Source organism: Kitasatospora sp. NPDC018058 (assembly GCF_044327205.1).
In the GTDB taxonomy this organism is placed as follows: domain Bacteria; phylum Actinomycetota; class Actinomycetes; order Streptomycetales; family Streptomycetaceae; genus Kitasatospora.
In genome coordinates this window covers 208,913-224,322 of the sequence record NZ_JBIRFA010000016.1, presented here as the reverse complement: position 1 = coordinate 224,322, position 15,410 = coordinate 208,913, and the positions used below count along the sequence as shown (strand labels likewise).

Here is a 15,410-nt window from a genome sequence, read left to right as displayed (position 1 = left end):
GGTGATCATGAAGCGTAGAGAACTCCATGATCGGGCGAACCGTGCCTGCCCTGCTACTACCAATTAGCTCGGCACCTACTGGCGGACGCCCTTAGCCGCCTTGTCGGCGGTGCTGACGGGCTTGGAGTGCGCTTCGGCTGTTATGTGCGGGCGACCTTCTTGGTGAGGCGGCGACGGCAGCGGCCGGGGGGCTGTGCCGCATCGCGTGTCGCGGTAAGGCGCACCCTCGCCGTCGTGGCCCCGGTTCGTCTGTTCAGCTGGCGATGGGTTCGCGGGACTGTCCGGCCCACCGGACCACGAACGGCATGGCCAGGCCGGCCGCGACGAAGAGACCGCCCATGACCAGCCAGCCGGGTGCGCCCCAGCTCAGGCAGAGCAGGCCGAGCAGACTGGGAGCGATGGTGTAGCAGAGGCCCATGCCCATGCCGAACACGCCGGAGTACTGCCCCTGCGCGTGCGCAGGGGCCAGCCGGAACCGCAGTTCCATTGACCCAGCTGCATGCCACAGCGAACCCACCGTGTGGATGGCGACGCCGGCCATCATGATCGCCGCAGCGGCCCAGCCCGGCAGGCCGGCCGCCATCGCGATGACCCCCATGCCGACTAGGAACGCCAACCCGGCACGCCGAGTGGCCCGGCCGGCGGCCGGGCCGCCCTTGATCCCCCGGCCGATGCGGACCTGGAGGAACACCACCATCACGGTGTTGACGGCGAGCGCCACGCCGGTGAACCAGCGCGGTGCATGGGTGTGCAGGACTACCCACAGCGGCAGGGCGTAGGTAACCACCTCGCCCTGGATCCACAGGATGCCGTCCAGCGCGACGAACGCCATGTACGGCTTGTCCTTCAGCGCGAGCCACCGGTCGGGCTCGGTGGAGGACGGCAGCGGCTCCAGCTTGGGCACCCGGCACATGACGACCGCGCAGCCGATGAAGGTCAGGGCGTTGGCGACGATGAGCGCGCGGTAGGCGGAGCCGGTGTCGAGCTGGATCACCACACCGGCGGCCAGCGCCCCGAAAGTGCTGGCCAGGAAGGCGATCGAGCGCAGGTAGGCGCGGAACTTCGGCACCTCGTCACCGCCGAAGCGGCGGATCATCGGGCCACGGGCCGCGCCACCCGAGGCGCCGGCGAGGTCGGTCACGGCTACGGCCAGCATAAACGCCACGAATGAGTGGGCGAACAGCAGCGACAGCATGGACACTGCCTGGATCAGCAGGGTGACCAGGAATATGCCGCGCGGGCCGTGCCGGTCGGCGAGGTGCCCGACGGGCGGGCCGGCGATCAGGCCGACCACCCCGGCGACACCGAGACCAAGGCCGACCTGTCCGATGGGAAGTCGGATCACCCGCAGGGCGTACAACGGCACCGTCGCCAGGAAGGCCGCCGTACCGATCTGGTTGACGAAACCGCCAAGGGCCAGACTGCGCTGGGGGGCGGACTCGGGTACCAGGCCCCGCCGCACCAGCCAGGGGCGACGGGCCGTGTCGGCCTCGTCCAGAATGTCGTAGGGGGACATGGTGTTGGTTTGACTCACCGTACTCCTGCGTTGTTGATCAGGGCTGGGCCGACTCTTCTACCACCTGGTAGCCGGCCGCGGCCAGGCCCCGCCTGCTCGGTCTCACGCACCGAAGGCCGACCAAGCCGCCAACCTCTTCCGGCGAGGAAGGCCGACGGCCGACCGCCAGGCTTCGACAAGAAGCGATACGAGAAGGGTGTAGATCTTCTGAGGGTTCGTGCGTTCCTGACGTGGGCTTCTGGGTGTCGCAGCAGGCCAGCGACGTGCGGCTCGCCCTCAGAAGATCCGCACCCAACCTGAATTGAGCAACAGAGTCCCGTAGGAACGCAAAGTCGGCACCGGAACGGACAGCTCGCCGTTGATCCGCACGCACCCGTAGCGGTCCGCGAACTCCCGGTAGTCCGACGGGAATGCGAAGCCGACCTCCGCAACGGACCGCTCCCACGGGGTCGCGGCCAGACGTTGCGCCGGCTCACCGAGGATCTGTGACAGGCGGTCGAGTTCCATGCTCATGTTCCGTCCAATAGTCCGATGGGGTCAGCTTCCTGGGCCGATCCCCTGATTTCGATCACCCCGGACGGGCAGAGGTTCGCCCCTGCCCGTCCGGGGTGGATCGCGCCACGCCCAGGTTGCGATGAGCACTTAGGGGTTGTCTCACGTGGCAAGTTTCGCGAGCTTCTTGTAGCAGGTCAGGGCGGCGGCCATGGCCAGGCCTCGGCTCTGCCAGTCGTTGCGGACCACGTACGGGATCTTGAGACCACGAGCAGCCCATGGCAGGCTCATGCCGCATGATCGATGAATTCGCGAAAGACAACCTGCACGGGAGACTGCGGCGGGACCGCGAGGCGCTGCTCTGGAAACTCGACGGCTTGTCCGAATACGACGCCCGCCGACCTTTGACAGCGACCGGGACCAACCTCCTCGGCCTGGTCAAACACGTGGCCACCGTCGAGGCCAGGTACCTCGGCGAGGTCTTCGACCGCCCTTCCCCGGAACCGCTGCCCCGGTGGCAGGACTCCAACGGCAGCGACCTGTGGGCGACCGAGGACGAGACCCGCGATCAGATCATCGGGTTCTACCGGCGCACGTGGGAACACTCGGACGCGACGATCAAAGAGCTGCCCCTCGACGCCCCCGGCCACGTGCCTTGGTGGCCGGAGCCCTATTCCGACACGAACCTGTTCGCCATCATGGTCCACGTCCTCGGCGAGTCCATCCGGCATGCCGGGCACGCCGACATCCTGCGCGAGGGCCTCGACGGCCGGACCGGGTTGCGCGCCGAACACGAGAAGCAGATCGACGAGGAAGCCCGCGCAGCCTACCGCGCGAAGATCGAGCAAGTCGCCAGGTCGGCCGCACCAATCAAGGCGTAGAGGTGTGGTGGGCTTCCTGGCGGGTCCGCAGGGGCGCTGGGTGACCGGCCAGACCATCGATGTCTCCGGCGGTACCTACCTCGGCCCCCTCACGGGCGGGTGATCCGCCGCCCGGGCAGGTACCAGGGCGTTGCCGTCGGACTGGGCGCAGCGGAACTTCGGATCCACTCGTCTAGGCTCGGGCGGTGCCGGAGGTTTCCTGAGGGAAGGCGGGGCTGCGCATGCTGGGGTTCGACGGGAGCGGGTTCCTGCGGGACGGTGTACCGCACCGGGTGGTTGCCGGGGCCGTGCACTACTTCCGGGTGCATCCCGAGCTGTGGGAGGACCGGCTGCGGCGGGTGCGCGCGCTGGGGGTGAACACGGTGGACACGTACGTGCCGTGGAACTTCCACGAGCTGCGGGCCGGGCAGACGGACTTCACCGGGTGGCGCGATGTGGGCCGGTTCGTTCGCCTGGCCGGGGAGTTGGGGCTGGACGTGATCCTGCGGCCGGGCCCCTACATCTGCGCGGAGTGGGAGTTCGGCGGGCTGCCGGCCCGGCTGCTGGCGGTGGAGGGGCTGCGGCTGCGCTGCGCGGACCCGGCGTACCTGGCCGAGGTGGACGGCTGGTTCGACGCGCTGGTGCCCGAGGTGCTGCCGCTGCTGGCGAGCCGGGGCGGGCCGGTGGTCGCGGTGCAGGTGGAGAACGAGTACGGCAGTTACGGCGACGACGCCGCCTACCTGCTCCACCTGCGCGACGGCCTGGTGCGGCGCGGGGTGGACTGCCTGCTGTTCACCGCCGACGGCGCCCACGACCTCATGCAGCAGGGCGGCGGGATCCCCGGGCACCTGGCGACCGCGACCTTCGGCTCGCGCGCCCCCGAGCGCCTCGCACTGCTACGCCGTCACCAGACGGACGGGCCGCTGGCGGCGATGGAGTTCTGGATCGGCTGGTTCGACCAGTGGGGCCGCCCGCACCACGTGCGCGACCCGAAGGAGACCGCCGCCTCGCTGGACGAACTGCTGGCCACCGGCGCCTCCGTGAACCTCTACATGGCGCACGGCGGCACCAGCTTCGGCCTGTGGTCCGGCGCCAACCACGCCGGCGCCCACCCGTACGACGCCGGGTACGAGCCGACCGTCACCAGCTACGACTACGACGCGCCGATCGGCGAGGCGGGCGAGCTGACCGACAAGTTCCACGCACTGCGCGAGGTCATCGGCCGCTACGTGGACCTGCCGGTCGGCGAACTGCCGCCCGAGCTGCCGAGGGTGGCCCCGCAGCGGCTGGAGCACGCCGAGGGCCGGGCGGCGCTGCTGACGGGCCTGGACGCGCTGTCACAGCCGGTGGAGCGCGCCGCACCGCTGCCGATGGAGGCCCTCGGACAGGACCGCGGCCTGATCCACTACCGCACCCGCGTGCCCGGTCCGCGCCCCGAACTACCGCTGCGCGTCGACGGGTTGGCCGACCGCGCGCAGGTGTTCGCGGACGGGCGCCCGCTCGGGACGCTGGACCGCAACGCGCCCGGCGCGGTGTTGCCGCTGGCCGTCGGGGAGGCCGGGGTGCAGCTGGACATCCTGGTCGAGGCGCTGGGCCGGGTGAACTACGGGCCGCAGATGGACGACCGCAAGGGCATCACGCGTGGCGTCTCGCACGGGCAGCAACGGCTGTTCGGCTGGCAGATCCGGCCGCTGCCGCTGGCCGACCTGTCCGCGCTGCGCTTCTCGGACGAGGTCGAGGCGGCGGACGGGCAGCCGGTGTTCCACCGCTTCACGGCACAACTGGACTCCCCCGCCGACGCGTTCGTCGCCCTGCCCGGCTGGGGGCGCGGACTGCTGTGGGTCAACGGCTTCCTCCTCGGCCGCTACCGCGCCGAGGGCCCCCAGCGCACCCTCTACGCCCCCGCACCGCTGTGGCACGCCGGGGACAACGAGATCACCGTCCTCGAACTCGAACTCCACGGCGACGCGATGGAGTTGCGCGACCGGCCGGACCTGGGGCCGACCGCGGCGGCCCCCAGTGCCGAGTACTGACGGCAGGGCGGGCGATCAGTCCCACCAGAAGGACCAGCGGTGGGAGCCGACCAGCTGCTCGGCGTAGGCGGTGAGGGTGCCGGTGCCCTGGTGGACCTGGTCGGGGCAGAAGGCGGCGTGCTCGGCAGCCAGCGGGAGCGCCTCGGCAAGGGTCGCGGGCGGCACTGCCACGCTCAACTGCAGGGTGTCGAAGCCGACTTCGACCACCTGGGCGCCGAATCGGCACTCCCAGTCGGCGAGCACAGCGGCGATCTTGGCGATGTCGTTCTCGTGGTTGAGCGGGCCGCTCCACCCGCACGCCACCAGCGCCTCGGCCCCGCTGCCCGCCCGCACCAGGCCGAGTCGCACGTCCTTGACGGACTGCAGCACCCCGGCCAGCCCCCGCGCCTCGGCGTCGGCCGCCCCGTCGGGGACGGTGGCGGCGGGCGCCAGCCCGGGCCAGGCGGCACCGTAGGGGGCGAGGGCCTCGGCCTCCTCCTCGAAGTCCTCGGGGTCGAAGTCCTCAGGGTCGAAGTCCTCGCCCGGCTCCCACCACTCGCGCAGCACCGCCGCCGGGTCGTGCTCGGCGGGGTCGGAGGCGTGCTCCGGGTAGAGCTCGCCGGACAGCCAGGGGCGGAAGTCGGGGCCGTCGTCCAACGGGCTGAGCAGCAACGGCCACAGCCCGCTCTGCGGGTGGGCGCGGTGCAGCTGCTCCCAGAGCCCGTCGGGGGCGGGGGCGTCGCTGATCCACAGCGGGAGCCGCTGCCCGTCGCCCTCGCCTGCGACGACGGAACGGCCGGGCGGCAGCGGAACGGGCGGGGCGACATCGAAAGGCCAGGTCATGCGCCCACTGTAAGGATGGGGACCGACAGGGCCGTCAGGCGGCGCGCTGTCCGTGGAGGAGGATGGGCAGGGTGCGGTTGGCGAGGGCCTCGGTGATGCGGGCGGCCTGGGAGGGGGCCGTGACGTCGGGGAGTTCGCGGACGCGGACGAAGCGGGCGCCGAGCAGATCGCTGCGGTGTTGGGGCGGGACGGCGAGGGGGGTGTCGTCGCAGACGGTGCCGCCGTCGAAGACGAGGTTGAGGCGTTCCAGGTAGCGGTCGGCGGGGGTGAAGTCGACCGCGAGGAGGTCGGTCAGGCGCAGGCGCAGGCCGGTCTCGGTGTGCAGGTGGCGGGCGGCGGCCAGGTGCCGGAGCTCGTTGGGCTTGGCGGCGCCACCGGGCAGGATCATCCCGTCCATGTAGTCGGGGTCGACCAACAGGACGTCGCCACGCCGGTTGCGCACGAGGACGAGGCAACCGAGCCGGGCCACGGGCGGCTTGGCGAGCAGGCGGGGGTCACACACGGGGAAGTTCACTTTCTCAAAGCGAAGAAGAGCACGAGGGGGAAGCCCGCCCACCACAGCAGGCGGGCCAGGAGGTCAGTCGTCATGGGCGAGGCGCTCGTAGCGCAGCCCCTTGCGCAGCAGGTCGACGATCCGCGGGAGGTCGACCGGGCGGGCGGTGATGTGGAGGAGGTACTCGCACGTCAGGCGCCCGTTGGCCCAGTCGACTTCCAGGGTGGGGAGCCGGACCCTGCCGAGGGCGAGGACGGTGGTCAGGTCGTCCAGACGGCGGCGGCCTGCCGACGCTGCTCGGCGGTCGCACGGGAGAGGGTCGAACCCATCACTGCTCCCCCGGACGCTTGTGCACCTCGAAGACCTTCCAGGCGCCCCAGGCGGCGTCGAAGGAGCTGAAGGCGGCCAACTCGCCGGTGGCGGCGGTGCGCAGCCACTCCCTGGTCATCTCGTTGCGCACCCGGTAGCACTGGGCTCCGGTGTCCCAGAGAACCCCGTACCCGTGGAGCTTGGCAGGCTCCGGCGACTTCATGATCACGACTAATCGCCTTCCATGTGAATCTGCAGTCACGCGAGTCGATCCACGATCGACTTCACTTTCCGTGCTTCAAGCGTTGCTCACTGCAGCTAGGCTGACCAGTGTGGACGTGTGCCACATCGCGGTTGGACACACTGGAGGGGTGCCATGGCCTTCAAGCCCAACAAGTTGGACCCGGGGCGTTCGGCCCGCGACCTCTTCGGCTGGGAGATGCGCAATCACCGAGAGCTCGCCGACTCCATGTCGCTTGATCAACTGACCGAGATCCTCGGCTGCTTCTCGAAGGGGCACCTGGCCAGGATCGAGCGCGCCGAGTCGATGCCGCCGCCGGAACTTCCGGCCAAGCTCGATGCCGCGTTCGGCACCGACGGACGCTTCGGCCGCATCTACCGGCTCGCCAAGAAGGAAAAGTTCCCCGGCAAATATCGCCAATGGTCCGAGATCGAGGCCAAGGCGGAGGCCATCGAGGAGTTCTCGGCTGCCACCATTCCGGGGCTCCTCCAGACGCCCGAGGTCGCGCGCTGCTCACTCCTCGCGGGTCATCCACATGCAACCCCGCAAGAGCTCGAAGCGCTGGTATCAACGCGTCTCGACCGCCAGAAGCGGTTGGTTTCGTCGACCCCTCCACATTGCTGGTTCATTCTTGACGAGTCGACTCTCCGAAGGCCGGTCGGGAACACCACGGTGATGAGGCAACAACTCGACGCCATCGTGTCGGACCGGAGATCGCACATCACCGTGCAGGTCTTGCCATTCGTCGCAGGAGTTCACGCCGAGATGGGAGGGTCACTCTTTCTCTATTCGGTGCCGGGCCGTCCGATGGTGGCCTGGGAAGAAGGTGCTCGCAGTGGCGAACTCATCGAAGATGCCGGGGGCGTAGCCGCCCGCCGGAGGTCATACGATCTGCTCAGGGCCATGGCCCTATCGCCCAGAGACTCTCTGGCGATGATCAGGCGCATCTCGAAGGAGTACGGCCGTGCGAGTGAACCAGCACGAGAGCTGGCGAAAGAGCAGCCATAGCAACAACGACGGCGGCGCCTGTATCGAAGTGGATGACGCGCACCCAGGCCGCGTGAGGGATAGCAAGGACCCCGATGGTCCCCGTCTCAGCTTCTCCCTGACTGCCTGGCAGTCCTTCGTCACCGCCGTCCGGGCAGGCGAGTTCGGCACCAACTGACGTCTCATGTGGCGCCGTCGCCCTCCGCGAGGGCGACGGCGCACAACACGCTCAGAGGCCTTGGAGGCACCTCATGGCCGATGAGAACCTCTCCGGGGTGTTGCTGAGCCGCTGGCTGTGACCAGCACCTTCACAACAGATCCTGGGCGAGGTTGTCGGTGACGCGCTGGAGCACGGAGACCGCAGTCGCGTACTCCTCCTCGGTGATGTCGCCGAGGAGGTCCGCGCGCACCCGGTCCATCTGTTCCTTCGCCGTCGCCAAGCCCCCGCGGCCCTGTTCCGTGAGGGTCAGCCGGCCGTCCGCGCCGATGCCGAGCCAGCCCCGGTGTACGAGCGCGTCGACGGCGTGGACCATCACCTGGGTGCCCATGCCGTAGGGTACGGCCACGGCGCGGATCTGCTCCCTGGTGAGGCCCTGCTCGGCCCGGACGATGTTGTTGAGCGCCCACCACTGGGGCTGGGTCACGTCGATGCGTGCCAGGGCGGCCTGCGAGTGCCGCAGGATCGCCTCGGTGGCGCCCCAGGCGACCAGGGCGATGGGCCGCTGGCCGAGCGTGGCGGTGTCGTTCTGCGGGGTGCTTACGGTCGTCATGATCGCCAAGCTAGGACCTCAAGTGCGGTTGAGGTCAAGGCCGTGGCGCTGCCGCCGCGAGATTCGAGGAACTTGCCGTGCACCAAGTGGCAACCATGCTGGTCGCAGTCCTCAACGAGCGGCTTTGACGTCCTCCCGGCCCCACTCCGATCGACTGCCCGTCAGGCCCAGGGCAGGGCCGAGCGGGTGCGCCAGTAGGTCTCGGCGGGCTCGGCCATGGCGGCGAGGGCGGCGAGGTCCTCGGGGGTGAGGGACACCTCGGCCGCCGTGAGGTTGGAGGTGAGCTGGTCGGGGGTGGCGGCGCCGGACAGGACGATGTCGGCCCAGGGTTGGGCGGCGGCCGCGGCCAGCGCGAGGGCGTCGGGGGTGGTGGCGGTGCGGGCGGCGAGGGTGCGCAGCGGGGCGGTGTCGGGGCCGGTGGCGTTGCGGCCGGCCAGGCGGCCGTTGGCCATGGCCTCCTTGACCACGACCAGCCAGCCGGCCCGGTGGGCGTCGGCGAGGGCGGGGGCGGCGGAGGTCTCCAGCGGGTTCCAGGTGGCCTGGACGGCGGTGAACAGCGGGTGGCCGGCCACGGTGACGTCGAGGGCGCGGCGGACGGTGTCGGCCTGGGCGGGGCCGCTGGTGGACAGGCCCACCCGCACGCCTTCGGCGGCGAGGGCGGCCAGGCGCTCGTGCAGGGCGGGGTCGGTGAGGGCGGGGCTGTCGGTGGTGACGGAGTGGATGAGGTAGACGTCCAGGTGGGAGCCGAGCAGGGCGCGGGTCTCGCGGATCTGGCGGTCGAACACCTCCGTGGAGTGCTCCTTGACCTCGTGGGCCGCGACGCCGCTGGTGCGCCAGTCGGCGGTGTAGGTGTAGCCCCACTTGCTGCCGACGGTCACCTCGGCCGCCGCCTCGGGGTGTTCGGTGAGCCACTGGGCGAGGAACTCCTCGGCGCGGCCGTAGGAGCGGGCGGTGTCGAGGTAGCGCACGCCGGCCGCGTAGGCGGCGTCGAGCAGGGCGTGGGTGCGCCCGCGCAGCGCCTCGACGGTGCGCTCGGCGGGCAGGTCGGCCTCGCGCCCGAGGTTGATGTAGCCGGGCCGGCCGACGGCTGCGGTGCCCAGGCCCAGGCGCGCGGTGTGCGGGCGGGCGGCGGGGGCGGTGGTGGGCTCGGTCGGCACGGCGGGGTCTCCTCGGGCGGGCTCGGGGGCTGTCCACCTTATGTTCTTCCGGGGTGCCCCGGCCTTCGGGCCGGGGGGTCGGGGCCCCGGTCCTGAGCTCGGGTTCGAGCGGGCAGGGCATCGCTGTCACCGGGGGTGCGGGTGATGCGTGCGAGGGATAGCCTCGAAATCAGACCATATTCAGGAAATTTTGCAGAGGTCAGTCATCCGATTCGCGGTGATCGATTATTTCTGCGGAGACCCGGCGAACGCGGTGCGCCCCTCGCGCTTGGCAGGGTGCGCAGGGGGCTCGTTCCCTCTGTAGGTCCATCCCCCGTGAGGCCTCTTGCGTTGTGCGCGCCGGAGCTGCATCGGCTTCAGGGTCCGTAGCTTGCAGTCCCTGTGGGAGGTCGGGATGAGAGTTGTCGTTGATCTTTCCCGGTGTCAGGGGTATGCGCAGTGCGCGTTCCTGGCTCCGGACGCGTTCCGGATGCACGGCGAGGAAGCGCTGATGTACGACCCGAAGCCCGACGACGCCCAGCGCGACCGGGTGCTGCGCGCCGCGGCGGCATGCCCGGTCCAGGCGATTCTGGTCGACCAGTTGGAGGGACGGGACGTACCGGTTGAGGCGTCGACATGATGACCAGCGCTGACACCCTGCAAGCGTTCAAACGCGCCGGACGCGTCGTGGTCGTCGGGGCGTCCCTGGCGGGACTGCGGGCCGCCGAGGCTTTGCGTGGCGAGGGTTTCACCGGCTCATTGACCATGATCGGTGACGAGTCGGCCGAGCCCTACGACCGGCCTCCGCTGTCCAAGCAGGTACTGACCGGCTGGGTCCCGGCGGGGAACACCACTCTGCCGCGCCGTCGTGACATCGACGCGGAGTGGCTGCTGGGCGTGCCCGCGAGCGGGCTGGACCTGGCGGCCAACCGTGTACGGCTGGCCGACGGGCGCGAGGTCCCCTTCGACCGGGTGTTGATCTCCACTGGGGTGCGGGCCCGGCCTTGGTTCGTCGAGTCCGAGGCGGCCCTGGACGGCGTGTTCGTCGTGCGTACCCGCGAGCATGCCGAGAGCCTGCAGCGCGCCCTCGCCGCCGGACCCTCCCGCGTCCTGGTGATCGGGGCGGGATTCACCGGCTCCGAGATCGCCTCCATCTGCCGGGAACGGGACATCCCGGTGACCGTGGCCGAACTCGCGCCGGCCCCGCTGGTCGGAGCGCTCGGTGCCATGATCGGCGAGGTCGCGGCGGACATGCAGCGCGCTCACGGCGTCGACCTGCGCTGCGGAGTCAAGGTCACCCGGCTCGAGGGCGACGCACAGGGGCACTTCCGCCGCGCGCACTTCGACGACGGCAGCACGATCGACGCCGACGTGGCGGTGGTGGCACTCGGGGGCATCCGCAACACCGAGTGGCTCCAGGGCTCGGGACTGGCGGCAGGCCCGTGGGGAATCGCCTGCGACACGGGCTGTCGTGCCCTCACCCTCGACGGCCTGATCACCGACGACATCTTCGCCGCCGGAGACGTGGCCCGCTGCCCGAATCCGGTCTACGAGTACCGGCTCATCTCGCTGGAGCACTGGGCCAACGCCGTGGAGCAGGCCGAGGTCGCGGCGCACAACATGGTCAGTGGTCAGGCCGAGCGCTGGCCCCACCTGTCCCTCCCGGTGTTCTGGTCGATCCAGTTCGGCGTCAACATCAAGTCGGTCGGCGTGCCGACCTTCGCCGACGAGGTGGTCGTCGTCCAGGGGTCGGTGTCCGACCGCCGTTTCGTCGCCGCCTACGGCTACCGGGGCCGTGTCACCGCGGCCGTGAGCTTCGACAACGCGAAGTGGCTGGACCACTACCGGCAGCTGATCGAGACGGCCGCCCCCTTCCCGCCGCCCAGCCCCACGCCCGACCGGCCCGTCGACGCGAAACCGGTGCCCGTCGACTTCCCCGGCCCCGACCTGCTCGCCCAGGGGGCCACCGTGGTCGTCACCGGCAACGACCCGGGCGAGCGGCGGGTCACGGCCGCGCAGCAGCACCACCGGTAGGAGGGAGAACGCGATGACCACGACCGAGACACCCGACACCCTGCGCCGGATCCTCGACTATTCCTCCCGGGCCGACCCGTACCCGCTGTACGCCGAACTGCGTGAGACACCGGTGGCCCGGCAGGAGGACGGCACCTATGTCGTCAGCACCTATCGCGAGATCACGGACCTCCTGCACAATCCGCACCTGAGTTCGGACGTCCGCAATCTGTCGCATCCGATGGAGGTGACCGAGGGACAGACCACGCCGGCGTTCATCAACCTCGACCCGCCCGAGCACGACCGCCTGCGGCGCATGGCGATGCGCCACTTCGGCCCCCCGCACACCCCGGGGCTGGTGACGGGCGTGGAAGGCGACCTGACCGCCACGGTCAGCGCCCTGATCGACGGCTTCGCGGGCAAGGAGCAGATCGACATCGTCGACGACTTCGCCTATCCGTTCCCCGTCACGGTGATCTGCCACCTGCTCGGCGTGCCGCGCGAGGACGAACCGAGGTTCCACGTGTGGGTGGACGCCATCGTCAACTCGATCGACTACAACCCCAAGACCGACCCGAAGGAGAAACTGGAGAGCGGCGTGCAGGCCCGCAAGGACCTGCAGCAGTACCTCGGCGGGCTGCTGGAACAACGTCACGGCCGGCCGGGCGAAGACCTGTTGACACGGATGGCCAACGATGACGGGCCCGACGGGCGCATGACCGACGACGAGATCGTCGCCACCGCCCACCTGCTGCTGATCGCCGGCCACGAGACCACTGTCAACCTCATCACCAACGGCATGCTGACACTGCTCCGCCACCCACAGGTGCTGCACCGACTGCGCGACGAACCGGACCTCGTCGTCCCGCTGGTCGAGGAACTCCTGCGCTACGAGCCTCCCGTGCACCTCATTCCCTGGCGGGCGGCGTACAGCGACATCACCGTCGCCGACACCGTCATCCCCAAGGGCTCGCGGATCATCCTCATGCTGGCCTCGGGCAGCCGCGACCCGAAGCGCTTCCACGATCCGGACCGTTTCGATCCCGATCGGCGCGACATCCAGCATCTGGGGTTCGGCAGCGGCATCCACCTGTGCTTCGGCGGCCCCCTGGCACGACGGGAAACCCAGATCGCCCTGACCGAGCTGGTACGCCGCCTCGACCGCCCCAGGCTGGTCGCCGACCCGCCACCGTACCGGCGAAGCCCCGTTCTCCGCGGTCCGATCCATCTGCACATCGAGCAGGGTGACGGCGGAGGGGACAACCGAGGGCATTAGCAAGGATGCCGGGGCCAGGAGCGGCGCGATCGGATCGGGGAGATCCGGCGGAAACGTCAAGTGCCTTCGAAGCGAGCCGATGTGAATGAATGTCAGCTCACCCGGGCCGCGCCTGTCGGCGTGCCCGTCCAGGAGGTCGGCCGACGCCACGCGGGCCAACCGGCGTTGATCGCGGGTATCTTTCGATCCACGCCAGCTGATGCCGTTCGGCTATCGTGACCTGGCCGGCCCTGCCCCGTCCGTCGGGATCGCGACGCGGAGGGCCCGGGGTGAGGAAGGTGGGGCATGGCGGAGTCGACGGGGGACGTCGTTCAGGTACGGCCGGAGGATCCGGAGGACGTGTCCGGGGAGCCGGGCAGACCCGGGGAGTCGAACGGACCCGGGGAGTCGAACGGACCCGGGGAGTCGAGCGGGCTCGCGACACGGATCGAGGCGCTGTTCCACACCGTCCGCCGCCCCGACCGCGACCAGTACACCAACGAGGAAGTGGCCCGGGCCTGCCGCGAGGCGACCGGGGAGTCCTTCTCCACCACCTACCTGTGGCAGCTGCGCACCGGACGCCGGGACAACCCGACCAAGCGCCACCTGGAGGCGCTGGCCCAGTTCTTCCAGGTCCCGCCCGCCTACTTCTTCGACGAGCGGCAGGGCGCCGAGATCGCCAGGGAGCTCGCGCTGCTGGGCGCGCTGCGCGACGCGGGCGTGCGCAGCCTGGCGCTGCGGGCGGTGGGCCTGTCGCCGGAGGGCCTGGACACCGTCAGCGAGCTGGTCGACGTCATCGCCCGCCGGGACGCGGCGCGCAAACGCCCCTGAGGCCGGACGGGCCCTGGCCCGGGAAGGGTGCGGGCGGAAGCTGGGAGAGGGGCTCGGCTTGTGGGGTTGCTCGCCGATCCGGACGTTTCCGTGATCGTGGTCGAGCACCGTGACCGGCTGGCCCGGTTCGGCGTGGAGTACATCGAGGCCGCACTGTCGGCGCAGGGCCGTACCGTGCGGGTCGTGGATGACGGTGAGATCGAGGACGATCTGGTGCGCGACATGACCGATGTCCTCACCTCGTTCTGCGCGCGCCTGTACGGCCGGCGTGCCGCCCGCAACCGGGCGAAGAAGGCCCTCGCCGCAGCGGCGGAGGACGCCGGGTGAGCCACAAGCAGGGCCTGCGGTACGAACTCGCGCCCGATGCCGGGCAGGCCGTCCTGATGGGTCGGCACTGCGGGCTGTCACGGGTGGTGGAGAACTTCTGCCTGGAGACCGTCCGCAAGAAGTGGGCGCAGCGCAAAGCGGAGGAGACCTACGGCATCACCGGCGACGACCTGACCAAGGTTCCCTGGTCGGCCCCGGCGCTGGAGAAGGAGTGGCGTGCCAAGCACCCGGATCTGTTCCCGTGGTTCGGCGAGGGCAAGCTGTCCTCCCGGATACCGAAGGAAGCGTGTCGGGTGCGGGCGGCCGGATTCTCCAACTATCTGAAGTCCAGGCAGGGCAAGCGCAAAGGGCAGCGGATGGGCTTCCCGACGTGGCGCAGACGCAAGGACGGCTCCCGGTTCCGCTACGACGCCGACCGGGCCAGGCCGCTCGACGCCCGCACGGTCCGGCTACCGGCGATCGGCGACGTGGCGGTCCGTGAGGACATGTCCTGGCTCACCGGCCGCATGACCACCGGGCAGGCCCGCATCCTTGGCGCGACCATCCGCGAGCAGGCCGGGCGGTGGTGGGTCTCCTTCCAGGTCGAGGTGGACCGCGACGAGATCAACGAACGCCACCGGGTTGCGGCCGATGCCCCGAAGTGCGGCATCGACCTGGGCCTGAAGACGTTCGCCGTCATCCGCAACTGCGACGGCACCCGGGAGGAGATCCACGCACCCAAGCCGCTCAAGGCCGCGCTGCGCGCCCTGAAGCGGGCCAACCGGAAGCTGTCCGGGTCCAAGGAGGGCTCGAAGAACCGGGACAAGGCCGTGCGTCGTGTCGGCCGGCTCCACCTGCGCGTCGCCGACCGGCGCAAGGACTTCCTACACAAGACCACCACGAGGCTGACGAGAACCAAGTCCGCCATCGCCGTGGAAACCCTGCACGTCAAGGGCATGGTCAAGAATCGCAGGCTGTCCCGCGCCGTCTCCGACGCCGGATTCGGCGAGTTCGTCCGGCAGTTGGAGTACAAGGCTCGCTGGTACGGCTCCCGTATCTGGAAAGCCGACCGCTGGTTCCCTTCCTCCAAACGGTGCGGGCACTGCCACCGGGTCAACCGGTCCCTGGCCCTCGCCGACCGCACATGGGTGTGCGCCGGGTGCGGCACCGTCCATGACCGGGACGACAATGCGGCCGGGAACCTGCTTGAGGCGATGCTCGCCGATCCGACTGCTTGACATCGAAACCCTCGCCGGGAAGTTCCCCGGAGAGGAGAAACGCCTCGTGGAGACCACGTAAGACCTCACTCCCCGGAGTTGGCTGCGGTCGATGAAGCAGGAAGAGAC

Annotated in this window: 17 protein-coding genes and 2 pseudogenes; 11 read left to right on the top strand and 8 right to left on the bottom strand. The window is 70.1% G+C overall.

Annotated features, from left to right (window positions below; translation table 11 throughout):
* Window positions 1-253: 253 nt before the first annotated feature.
* The 3 genes from ACH4E7_RS23960 to ACH4E7_RS23950 form a co-directional block, all read right to left on the bottom strand.
* Window positions 254-1,534, bottom strand: coding sequence for an MFS transporter (locus ACH4E7_RS23960; protein WP_396251055.1), 1,281 nt, complete (start codon window positions 1,532-1,534; stop codon window positions 254-256).
* Window positions 1,535-1,792: 258 nt separating this feature from the next.
* Complete coding sequence (locus tag ACH4E7_RS23955; RefSeq protein ID WP_396251054.1) at window positions 1,793-2,029, bottom strand: hypothetical protein; 237 nt, start codon at window positions 2,027-2,029, stop codon at window positions 1,793-1,795.
* Between the two features lie 141 nt (window positions 2,030-2,170).
* The gene (locus ACH4E7_RS23950; RefSeq protein WP_257548903.1) at window positions 2,171-2,299 is read right to left on the bottom strand and encodes a hypothetical protein; all 129 of its coding nucleotides are present in this window, start codon (window positions 2,297-2,299) and stop codon (window positions 2,171-2,173) included.
* A gap of 5 nt (window positions 2,300-2,304) precedes the next feature.
* On the opposite strand from ACH4E7_RS23950, the gene ACH4E7_RS23945 reads away from it, so the two are divergent.
* From ACH4E7_RS23945 to ACH4E7_RS23935, 3 genes and pseudogenes are all read left to right on the top strand, one after another.
* Window positions 2,305-2,889: a DinB family protein gene (locus ACH4E7_RS23945; RefSeq protein WP_396251053.1), complete on the top strand. Its 585-nt coding sequence runs from the start codon at window positions 2,305-2,307 to the stop codon at window positions 2,887-2,889.
* A 4-nt stretch (window positions 2,890-2,893) separates the two neighbouring features.
* A pseudogene (locus ACH4E7_RS23940) lies at window positions 2,894-2,992 on the top strand (short-chain dehydrogenase); the annotation flags it as partial.
* 118 nt (window positions 2,993-3,110) lie between these two features.
* Window positions 3,111-4,901 carry a glycoside hydrolase family 35 protein gene (locus ACH4E7_RS23935; RefSeq protein WP_396251052.1) on the top strand — a complete coding sequence of 597 codons (1,791 nt, stop codon included), beginning with the start codon at window positions 3,111-3,113 and terminating at the stop codon, window positions 4,899-4,901.
* Between the two features lie 15 nt (window positions 4,902-4,916).
* On the opposite strand, the gene ACH4E7_RS23930 is transcribed toward ACH4E7_RS23935, so the two are convergent.
* The 3 genes from ACH4E7_RS23930 to ACH4E7_RS23920 form a co-directional block, all read right to left on the bottom strand.
* Window positions 4,917-5,723 (bottom strand): DUF4253 domain-containing protein, encoded by an 807-nt coding sequence (locus tag ACH4E7_RS23930; RefSeq protein ID WP_396251050.1) that lies wholly within the window; start codon window positions 5,721-5,723, stop codon window positions 4,917-4,919.
* Between the two features lie 34 nt (window positions 5,724-5,757).
* Window positions 5,758-6,225 (bottom strand): NUDIX domain-containing protein, encoded by a 468-nt coding sequence (locus tag ACH4E7_RS23925; protein ID WP_396251049.1) that lies wholly within the window; start codon window positions 6,223-6,225, stop codon window positions 5,758-5,760.
* A 319-nt stretch (window positions 6,226-6,544) separates the two neighbouring features.
* Window positions 6,545-6,748 carry a hypothetical protein gene (locus ACH4E7_RS23920; RefSeq protein WP_396251048.1) on the bottom strand — a complete coding sequence of 68 codons (204 nt, stop codon included), beginning with the start codon at window positions 6,746-6,748 and terminating at the stop codon, window positions 6,545-6,547.
* Between the two features lie 153 nt (window positions 6,749-6,901).
* Between ACH4E7_RS23920 and ACH4E7_RS23915 the strand changes: the two genes are divergently transcribed.
* Entirely contained in the window at window positions 6,902-7,774 is an 873-nt protein-coding gene (locus ACH4E7_RS23915; protein WP_396251047.1) for a Scr1 family TA system antitoxin-like transcriptional regulator, read from the top strand.
* Entirely contained in the window at window positions 7,731-7,931 is a 201-nt protein-coding gene (locus ACH4E7_RS23910) for a DUF397 domain-containing protein (RefSeq protein WP_396251046.1), read from the top strand. The genes ACH4E7_RS23915 and ACH4E7_RS23910 overlap by 44 nt, the downstream gene beginning before the upstream one ends.
* 130 nt (window positions 7,932-8,061) lie before the next feature.
* On the opposite strand, the gene ACH4E7_RS23905 is transcribed toward ACH4E7_RS23910, so the two are convergent.
* Window positions 8,062-8,523, bottom strand: a complete 462-nt coding sequence (locus ACH4E7_RS23905; RefSeq protein WP_396251045.1) for a MarR family winged helix-turn-helix transcriptional regulator — start codon at window positions 8,521-8,523, stop codon at window positions 8,062-8,064.
* Window positions 8,524-8,684: 161 nt separating this feature from the next.
* Window positions 8,685-9,680: an aldo/keto reductase gene (locus tag ACH4E7_RS23900; RefSeq protein WP_396251044.1), complete on the bottom strand. Its 996-nt coding sequence runs from the start codon at window positions 9,678-9,680 to the stop codon at window positions 8,685-8,687.
* Window positions 9,681-10,074: 394 nt separating this feature from the next.
* On the opposite strand from ACH4E7_RS23900, the gene ACH4E7_RS23895 reads away from it, so the two are divergent.
* From ACH4E7_RS23895 to ACH4E7_RS23870, 6 genes and pseudogenes are all read left to right on the top strand, one after another.
* A complete protein-coding gene (locus tag ACH4E7_RS23895) occupies window positions 10,075-10,299 on the top strand; it encodes a ferredoxin (RefSeq protein WP_396251066.1) in 225 nt (74 codons plus the stop codon).
* On the top strand, window positions 10,299-11,693 hold the full coding sequence (locus tag ACH4E7_RS23890; RefSeq protein ID WP_396251065.1) for an NAD(P)/FAD-dependent oxidoreductase: 1,395 nt from the start codon (window positions 10,299-10,301) through the stop codon (window positions 11,691-11,693). Before ACH4E7_RS23895 ends, ACH4E7_RS23890 begins: the two co-directional genes overlap by 1 nt.
* Before the next feature lie 13 nt (window positions 11,694-11,706).
* Window positions 11,707-12,948 carry a cytochrome P450 gene (locus ACH4E7_RS23885; protein ID WP_396251043.1) on the top strand — a complete coding sequence of 414 codons (1,242 nt, stop codon included), beginning with the start codon at window positions 11,707-11,709 and terminating at the stop codon, window positions 12,946-12,948.
* Window positions 12,949-13,233: 285 nt separating this feature from the next.
* A complete protein-coding gene (locus tag ACH4E7_RS23880; protein ID WP_396251042.1) occupies window positions 13,234-13,758 on the top strand; it encodes an XRE family transcriptional regulator in 525 nt (174 codons plus the stop codon).
* Between the two features lie 6 nt (window positions 13,759-13,764).
* Window positions 13,765-14,085, top strand: a pseudogene (locus ACH4E7_RS23875) (recombinase family protein); the annotation flags it as partial.
* Window positions 14,082-15,302, top strand: coding sequence for an RNA-guided endonuclease InsQ/TnpB family protein (locus tag ACH4E7_RS23870; protein ID WP_396251041.1), 1,221 nt, complete (start codon window positions 14,082-14,084; stop codon window positions 15,300-15,302). The pseudogene ACH4E7_RS23875 and the gene ACH4E7_RS23870, both read left to right, overlap by 4 nt.
* The last annotated feature ends 108 nt before the right edge of the window (window positions 15,303-15,410 follow it).